The sequence below is a fragment of the Mycobacterium sp. genome, assembly GCF_019247615.1.
GTDB lineage: Bacteria > Actinomycetota > Actinomycetes > Mycobacteriales > Mycobacteriaceae > Mycobacterium.
On the sequence record NZ_JAFBAT010000138.1, the window covers coordinates 1 to 6,942 of the forward strand.

Genomic DNA, 6,942 nt, shown 5'->3' on the forward strand with positions numbered 1-6,942 from the left:
CAACGCCACCAACACGTCTCGGAAATTCACCCCGACCGCGGCCACCGCCACCCGTACCTGCCCGGCCGCCGGCTCCACCCGCGGACAGGGGCTGACCACCAAGTCTTCCAGCGTGCCCGCACTACCGGCATCCAGCCGCCATTCCCCGGACGGAAGCATGAGCGCCGAGCCGCCGCCGATCGGCGCCAACCGCGCCGCATACACCACGCTTCGGCGAATCACCAATTGCGGCTCGCCGCAGCCGATTGCCGCGCCCAGCTCCACCGAGCCATCGGAGTCAACGAGCACCACCCGACCAGGCTGCTCGGATTGCGCCGACCGCACCAGGCCCCACACCGCCGCACCGGCCAGGTCCGAGACACCCTCGGCGCCCAGCGCGACCGCCCCATGCGTGAGGATCACCAAGATCCCGGAGCCCTGACCGCCCAGCCAGGACTGCAACGCAAGCAAAACCTCATGCGCGGCCGCATGGACCGACCGCGCGACATCCGACACAGAATCGTCCAGCTCCCAGACGATCAGACCATCGGCCACGACATTGCGCCCAAGAGCCACCGGAGACCAAACAACCTCGAACAACCCGTCGGCGCGAGCGCCCGCGGCCGACAACTGCGCAGCCGACAACGGGCGCATGGACAACGACCGCACCGACAACACCGGTAGCCCCATCGCGTCGGCCACCTCCAGCGACACCTCCCCGGGGCCGGTCGGTGCGATACGGACCCGAGCGCGCATGGCCCTGGCCGCTTGCAACGCGACCCGCTGCCAGGAGAACGGCACCAGCGTTTGCGTGTGTTCGCCCGCCAAGCCCAAGGCATGCAGCGCAGCATCCAATAGCACCGGATGGAAACCGAAAGCGCCCGCCGTGACGGCGGCCGCCTCCGGCAACGCCGCCTCGGCGAAGATCTCAGATCCCCGCCGCCACATCGCCTGCAAACCCCGAAACGCCGGCCCGTATCCGTAACCCCGGTGAGCCAACCGCTCGTAGCCACCGGTCACATCCACCGCGGTCGCGCCCACGGGCGGCCACACCGACAAATCGGCGGCGGGCGAAACGGGCCCGGCGCCGAGGAGGCCCTCGGCATGCATCACCCACTCCGAATCCGGCCGAGCCCCAGACGAATACACCGACACCGGCCGCCGCCCAGATTCGCCGGCAGCCCCGACCACCACCTGCACCCGCACCCCACCAGCCACCGGCAACACCAGGGGCGCCGACAGCGTCAACTCCTCGATCACCGAACAGGCGACCTCATCGCCGGCCCGCAACACCAGCTCCACAAAACCGGCCCCGGGAAACAACACCGTTCCCGCCACCGCATGATCGGCCAGCCACGGCTGCGCAACCGTCGATAATCGGCCCGTCAACACCACCCCACCAGAATCGGGCCGCTCCACCACCGCCCCCAACAAACCATGCTCGGCGGCCGCCAGACCCAACCTGACCAAATCCCCCGACCCCGCAAATCCGCCCTCCAGCCAGAACCGCCGGCGCGCAAACCCATACGTGGGTAGGTCCACCCTGCAACCACCGGCCAACGCCTGCCGCCAGTCCACCCGCACACCGGCCACGTGCGCCTGCGCGGCCGACAGCCAAAACCGTTGAAGGCCACCGTCATCGCGACCCAAAGAGGGAATGACGACCGACTCTCCGACGCCGGCGCGGCCGGCCAGCGTCTCTTCGATGCCGGCGATCAACGCCGGATGTGGACTGCATTCGACGAAAACCCGATATCCGGCATCGCATGCGCTGAGGACCGCATGCTCGAATTGCACTGTCTGTCGGATGCTTCGGAACCAATAGTCACCATCCAACGCCGCGCCCGCCATCGGCTCTCCAGTCACGCTTGAGAAGAACGCAACCAGGGAAGACCGCGGCTCGATATCTGCCAGCGCTTCGCGCAGGGGTTCGCGGATCGCATCGACCTGCGCGGAATGCGACGCGAAGTCTACGTCGATCTTGCGGGCTCGAACGCCGGCGACCTCGCACCGGTGCATCAACTCCGTCAACGCGGCCACGTCACCAGAAACCACCACCGCCGAAACACCGTTTATAGCAGCGATATTCAGGCCGCTGCCGCAGGCTCTCACCAACTCCGCGGCCCGCGACAGCCCGCACGCCACCGAAACCATGCCGCCCGCACCCGACAGGCCCAACAGCAGCCGGCTGCGCAGAGCCACCACCCGGGCGGCGTCGCCCAGTGACAGCGCTCCGGCCACACACGCCGCCGCGATCTCGCCCTGCGAATGCCCGATCACCGCATCGGGCACCACACCGACCGAGCGCCACTGCTCCGCCAATGACACCATGACCGCCCAGAGAGCCGGCTGCACCACGTCCACCCGGTCCAGCCGGGGCGCGCCGGGTACCCCGCGGACGACGTCAATGAGCGACCAGTCCACGTGCGCGGCCAGCGCATGAGCGCAACGGTGCAGCTGCGCGGCGAATACCGTTGACGTGTCGAGTAACTCGGCTCCCATCCCGACCCACTGGGAGCCTTGGCCGGGAAAGACGAACGCCGTCTTGCTCACCGGCCGTGCCCGCCCGGTCACCACAGCCACGCCAGGGTCGCCGGAAGCCAACCCGGCCAGCGCCGACAGCAACTCCTCCCGATCCGAGCCCACCACCACCGCGCGGTGCTCGAACAGCGACCGCGTCGTAACCAGCGACCACCCCACGTCGACCGCACGCAAACCCGGATCGGCGCGAACGTGCGCGAGCAACCGCGCCGCCTGATTCGCCAGCGCGTCGGCAGACCGCGCCGACAACACCCACGGTCCCGTCGCGTCTTCACCCGCCACCGCAACGCTTTCCGACGCCACCGGCGGCTGCTCCACAATCATGTGCGCATTCGTGCCGCTGATCCCGAACGACGACACCCCGGCGCGCCTCGGTCGGTCCTCCGCCGGCCACTCCCGCGATTCGGTCAACAGCGATACCGCCCCGACCGACCAATCCACATGCGGCGTCGGCACATCCACGTGCAACGTCCTGGGCATCACGCCATGCCGCATCGCCTGCACCATCTTGATCACCCCGGCCACCCCCGCCGAAGCCGACGTGTGCCCCATGTTCGATTTGATCGAACCCAGCCACAACGGCCGATCCACCGGCCGGTCCTGCCCGTAGGTCGCTAGAAGCGCTTGGGCCTCAATCGGATCGCCCAGCGTGGTTCCCGTTCCATGCCCCTCCACCAGATCCACGTCCGCCGAACACAATCGCGCGTTGGCCAGCGCCGCCCGGATCACCCGCTGCTGCGACGGACCGTTGGGCGTCGCCAGTCCGTTGGAGGCGCCGTCCTGATTCACCGCGGATCCCCGCAGCAGCGCCAGGACCGAATGCCCCAAGCGCCGCGCATCGGCCAACCGCTCCAGCACGAGCACACCGACACCCTCCGAAAAGCCGGTGCCGTCGGCGGCGGCGGCGTACGCCTTGCACCGACCGTCAGATGCCAGCGCCCGCTGCCGGCTGAATTCGATGAACATCGCCGGTGTCGCCATGACCGTCACGCCGCCGGCCAGCGCCAGATCAGACTCCCCCGAGCGCAACGACTGCGCCGCCAAGTGCATCGCCACCAACGACGACGAACACGCCGTATCCACCGACACCGCCGGGCCTTCCAACCCCAACGAATACGCGACCCGGCCCGACGCCACGCTGAGCGTGGAACCGCGCAGCCCATACCTTTCCAGGTCTCCCGGCACCCGCCCCTGGCCGCCATAGGAACCGTGGAACACCCCGGCGAACACCCCCGTGGCCGAACCGCGCAGCGCCAAAGGATCAATTCCGGCCCGCTCCAACGCCTCCCAGGACACCTCCAACAACAAGCGCTGCTGCGGATCCATCGCCAGCGCCTCGCTGGGGGCGATCCCGAAGAACGTGGCATCGAAATCGGCAGCGCCGGAAAGGAACCCGCCGCACCGGGTGTAGGACTTGCCCACCGCATCGGGATCCGGATCAAACAGGCCGGCCAAATCCCAGCCACGATCGGTCGGGAATTCCGAGACCACATCGCGGCCCTCGACGACCATGTCCCACAAGTCTTCCGGTGAGTTCACCCCGCCCGGGTACCGGCAGGCCATGCCCACCACCGCCACCGGCTCGGTAGCCCAAGCAAGGTACTCGCGGTTCTCGCGCTTGAGCCGCTCGTTTTCCTTCAAGGACTTCCGGAGGGCCTTGACGAGCTCTTCTTGGCTACTGTTCATGCGACGGGAAAATTACGAGCGCGGCAAGTCAATGCCAGCGCAGCAGAACGAGTTCCGAACAGAATCCCGGCCCCATCGCGATCATCAGCCCCGGACTTCCGGTGGGTGGCGGTTTGGCGAGCGTGTCGCGAAGCACGTGCAAAACCGATGCCGACGAGAGATTGCCGATCTCACCGAGCGAACGCCAGGTCAGTTCCAGGGCCTGCGGCGGCAGGTCAAGTGTCTTAGTGATCGCGTCGATGATCTTCGGACCACCGGGGTGGCTAACCCACGCGCCGATATCCGTCGTCGTCAGGCCGTGCGCGGCCAGAAACGCGGTGACGTCATGGCCGAGATACTGCTGGACGACGTCGGCCAGGTCCCGCGACAGCACCAGCTCGAACCCGGCGCTGCCGACGTCGTAGCCCATCGTTCGCAGCGAGTCGGGGTAGAGGTGACTTCGCGAATCGAGCACGCTGGGCCCTTCGGCACCAAACCGTTCCGCGCGACGCTCCCCGACGGCCACCACCGCGGCGGCTCCGTCGGCAAACAGCGCGCTGCCGACCAGCCCGGCCAGCGACGGCTTGTACCCCGGATAGGTCAGCGAGCAAAGCTCGACGGAGACCAGGGCCGCCACGCCGTCGCGCGCGCCACGCAGGTAATCGTGCAGTCGCGCCACGCCCGCCGCCCCGGCGACGCAGCCGAGGCCAAACAGCGGCATCCGCCGCACGTCGTCGCGCAACCCCAGCCTCAGGGCGATCCGCGCATCCAGCGACGGGGCCGCTACACCGGTGACCGTCGTCGTGACGAGCACGTCGAGATCCCGGGGCCGCAGACCCGCCTCGTCGAGCGCGCCGGTCAGTGCCTCACACCCGAGATCGACGGCCTTATCGATGAAGATCCGATTCGCCGCCCCGAAGTCGGTCAGCGTCGGATACCGCTCCAGCGGCAAAACCAGGTGACGACTGTTGACCTTGGCGCTGGCGTGCAGCTGCCGAACGATGTCTTCGTAACCCTCGAAATCAGGGATGCTGACGAAGAAATCGGTGAGCTCTCGCTGGGAGTAGCGGTGGGGCGGCACCGCACCGAACACTCCTGCGATGACGCTCATCGGGCCCACCCCTTGGTGACGAAGATCCTGGCCGAAACGTTCACCGGGATCGCTTAGGGCTGGAAGTTTAGCCTGCTCCAGGTTAGCGGGGGCGGAAACAAAAGTCCTCTTAGTGGCCGGCGTCCAGCCGATCCCGGAGCTCGGCGCAGCGGGCCCGGACAGCCTCGAGCTGCTCGCCGACGCGAGCCGGTGCGGTGCCGCCCCTGGCGTCGCGGGACGACACCGAGCCCACGATCGTCAGCACGTCACGCACCTGTGGCGTCAGCTCCGGGCTGACGGCGGCCAACTCGTCGTCGGTCAGCTCGTCGAGCCCAACGCCGCGGTCCTCGGCGGCGCGCACCGCCGCCCCGGCGGCTTCGTGGGCCGACCGGAACGGAACCCCTTGCCGCACAAGCCATTCCGCGATATCGGTGGCCAGGGTGTAACCGGCCGGAGCCAGGGCAGCCATCCGCTCGACGTCGAACGTCAGGCTCGCCACCAGCCCCGCCATCGCCGGCAGCACCAGCTCCAGCTGGGCCACCGCGTCAAACACCGGCTCCTTGTCTTCCTGCAGGTCGCGGTTGTAGGCCAGCGGCTGGGCCTTCAACGTCGCCAGCAACCCGGCCAGGTTCCCGATCAGGCGCCCGGCCTTGCCGCGGGCCAGTTCGGCGATGTCGGGATTCTTTTTCTGCGGCATGATCGAGCTGCCGGTGGACCATGCATCGTGCAGGGTGACGTAGCCGAATTCCGTCGAGCTCCAGAGGATGATGTCCTCGGCCAGCCGGGAGACGTCGACGGCGATCATGGCGAAGACAAACGCGGCCTCCGCGGCGAAGTCCCGCGCCGCGGTCGCGTCGACGGAATTCTCGGCGGCGGCGGCAAAGCCCAGTTCCACGGCGATGGCGTCTGGATCCAGACCCAGCGACGAGCCGGCCAGCGCCCCCGAGCCGTACGGGGACACCGCCGCCCGCTTGTCGAAGTCGACGATCCGGTCGACGTCGCGCAGCAAGGGGTGGGCATGGGCGAGCAGGTGGTGCGCGAGCAGGATCGGCTGAGCCGACTGCAGATGGGTCTTGCCGGGCATGATGGCCGTCGGGTGCGCGGCGGCCTGCGCGGCCAGCGCGGCGACCACCTCGAGCGCGCCTGCTGCGACCCGGCGCACCGCGTCACGCAGCCACATCCGGAACAGGGTGGCCACCTGGTCGTTGCGCGACCGCCCGGCGCGCAGCCGCCCGCCCAGCTCGGGCCCGACTCGGTCGATCAGGCCACGCTCCAGCGCGGCGTGCACGTCTTCGTCGGTCACCAGCGGCGTAAAGCTGCCGTCGGCAACATCCTCGGCCAGGCTGTCCAATCCGGCCAGCAGTCCGTCGCGTTGCTCCTCGTCCAGCAGCCCGGCCCGAAAAAGGATCACGGTGTGCGCGCGCGACGCGACGATGTCGTAGGGCGCCAGCACCCAGTCGAAGTGCGTGGACTTGCTCAGCGCGGTCAGCGCGTCGGACGGACCGTCGGCGAACCGCCCGCCCCACAGCGACCCCTCGTTGGTGCTCACTTTTTTACCGCGAGCAGACACAGAATCGCACTCAGTCGCGCGTGTCGGTGCGATTCTCTGTCTGGTGGCCAGGACAAAGTCACCGCAGGTCCCGGCGGGCGGCGATCTTCGACGACAG

Annotated in this window: 3 protein-coding genes; all 3 read right to left on the minus strand. The window is 68.5% G+C overall.

Features of this window, described 5'->3' with window-relative positions; translation table 11 throughout:
• Positions 1 to 4,206, minus strand: a 4,206-nt coding sequence (locus JO059_RS09180) for a beta-ketoacyl synthase N-terminal-like domain-containing protein (protein ID WP_293315916.1), incomplete at its 3' end; no start/stop codon positions are given.
• A gap of 28 nt (positions 4,207 to 4,234) precedes the next feature.
• The gene (locus JO059_RS09185; protein ID WP_293315918.1) at positions 4,235 to 5,296 is read right to left on the minus strand and encodes a 3-oxoacyl-[acyl-carrier-protein] synthase III C-terminal domain-containing protein; all 1,062 of its coding nucleotides are present in this window, start codon (positions 5,294 to 5,296) and stop codon (positions 4,235 to 4,237) included.
• Positions 5,297 to 5,405: 109 nt separating this feature from the next.
• Positions 5,406 to 6,824, minus strand: a complete 1,419-nt coding sequence (gene argH, locus JO059_RS09190; RefSeq protein WP_293315920.1) for an argininosuccinate lyase — start codon at positions 6,822 to 6,824, stop codon at positions 5,406 to 5,408.
• Positions 6,825 to 6,942: the final 118 nt, after the last annotated feature.

Excerpts from the sequence above, each read along its gene's own strand:
- JO059_RS09185 (WP_293315918.1), bottom strand. The coding sequence starts at position 5,296 with ATGAGCGTCATCGCAGGAGTGTTCGGTGCGGTGCCGCCCCACCGCTAC.